The sequence below is a fragment of the Hyunsoonleella aestuarii genome, from assembly GCF_006148925.1.
Taxonomy (GTDB): Bacteria; Bacteroidota; Bacteroidia; order Flavobacteriales; family Flavobacteriaceae; genus Algibacter_D; species Algibacter_D aestuarii.
In genome coordinates this window covers 7,907-10,232 of sequence record NZ_VAWB01000005.1, presented here as the reverse complement: position 1 = coordinate 10,232, position 2,326 = coordinate 7,907, and the positions used below count along the sequence as shown (strand labels likewise).

Sequence of the window (2,326 nt, the reverse complement as noted above, 5' to 3'; positions counted from 1 at the left end):
CTGGACTAACTAGCCCTGGCACACAAACAGGAATGGCAACACTTGAACAACGTATTGTTTCAGCGCCTTATACTCTTGATGGAAGTATTCAACCCAATGATGCTATTGAATTTAAAGTGACTCTTAATAATGATGATGGCCTTATTTATGAAGCTAACATTATTAAATACTATACGCCTACAGTGCTTTTTGAAGATGATGAAGAAACCAACGGCATATCTAACTGGACTGCTTCTGGTGGCTCCTGGGGAACTACCTCTGATGCCTTTTCTGGTAGTGTTGCTATTACAGACTCGCCTTCTGGTGCTTATGCCAATAGTCAAAGTAATACTCTACAACTTAATAACAGTATATCTACTAGCGGACTTGTACAAACAGTGGTTCAGTATAATGCCAAATGGGATTTAGAACGTAGTTTTGATTATGTACAAATCGAGGCATCTACTAACGGCTCTACCTGGGCACCACTTTGTGGAACCTATACAAAACCTGGAGCTCCTAATGCGAACAACACCTATTCGGGAAAAAGTTCTACTAGTAACAACTTCCAACCTGATGGTGAACAACTATATGATGGGGATACTCAGGATAAATGGGTGATGGAAGAAATTGTTATTTCCAATTCAGAGAATAGTGCTTTCCACAATCAATCTACCGTGTTTTTAAGGTTTAATTTTAATACAGACTCTACCAACAGTCAACATAGCTACACCACTACTTTTGATGGTTTTGTGTTTGACGATTTTAGAGTTATTACTAACACCACTAATATCCCACAAACAATAACGTTTGACCCTATTAGTGACAAGTTTACTACAGATGTGCCTTTTCAAGTCAATGCAACGGCTTCTTCTGGATTACCAGTGAGCTTTTCTATGGTCTCAGGACCTGCTAGTGTAAGCGGAAACACAGTGACATTATCAGGAACTATAGGAACTGTTACCGTTAGAGCTAGTCAAGCTGGAAATAGTACTTACAACCCTGCTACTGATGTCGATCAAACATTTGACGTACTACCCGCGCCTTGCTTGCAACCTCCTACTGGATTAGCAGCTTCTAATATCGCTCCTTCTTCGGCTACAATTAGTTGGAATAATGTTAGCGGCGCAACTTATAATTACCGCTATAGAAAATCAGGAACAACAACATGGACAACGCTTAGTACTTCAAATACCTCTGAAATAGTATCTGGATTAGAGGATTCTACACAATATGATGTTGAAGTTAATAGTGTTTGTCCAGATACGTCTAACTCTGTTTATAGTGCGACCTATAACTTTACAACAGCGGTATTATCTTATTGTACTTCTAACGGAAGCACAGAAAATTCAACAGGTGCTACACGAGTAGTATTTGTAGATATTGACAATTCAGACACCAATAATACAGATAACGCATACGAAGATTTTACGTCCATTAACACCGATGTCATTAAAGGTTCTAACCACTCATTGACTGTAGACGTCGATACAAACGGTAATAAAACAGTTCATGCTATCGCTTGGATAGATTTTGATAGAGATGGAGCTTTCAATACTACCGATGAACAATTCGACCTAGGCAGTGTAAAAAATGGAACAAGTTTATCACCAACATCTACTTCAATAACTATTCCTTCCGGTGCAGCAACTGGTATAGCAAGAATGCGTATTTCGGTAAAGTTCAATATGGATCCTACAAGTTGTGAAACAGGGTTTAATGGAGAAGTAGAAGACTATTCTATAAATATTTTAGACCCTTGTACCGATTTAGACGGAGATGGTTATACTACATGTGATGGTGATTGTGACGATAGCATTGCAACCGGTTTTTCAATAAATCCAGGAGCAACAGAAATATGTGACGGTATCGATAATAACTGTGATGGTAATATTGATGAAGGATTAACTTTATACACCTATTATGTGGATGCTGATGGTGATGGATCTGGGTCTACAACTACGGCTATGCTTTGTGCGTCTTCAGCGCCTGCTGGCTATAGTTCTAATAATACCGATTGTAATGATTCTGATGATACCGTAAACACACCACAGCAATATTATGTGGATGCCGATGGTGATGGTTTTGGATCTACAACTACGGCTATGCTTTGTGCGTCTTCAGCGCCTGCTGGCTATAGTGCTAACAATACCGATTGTAATGATTCTGATGATACCGTAAACACACCACAGCAATATTATGTGGATGCTGATGGTGATGGTTTTGGGTCTACGACTACGGCTATGCTTTGTGCGTCTTCAGCGCCTGCTGGCTATAGTGCTAACAATACCGATTGTAATGATTCTGATGATACCGTAAACACACCACAGCAATATTATGTGGATGC

General features: G+C 39.5%; 1 protein-coding gene. It reads left to right on the top strand.

What is annotated here, in order from left to right:
- Positions 1 to 2,326 (top strand): GEVED domain-containing protein (locus FEF17_RS14210; protein WP_211342490.1); only part of this gene is annotated, 2,326 nt, incomplete at both ends.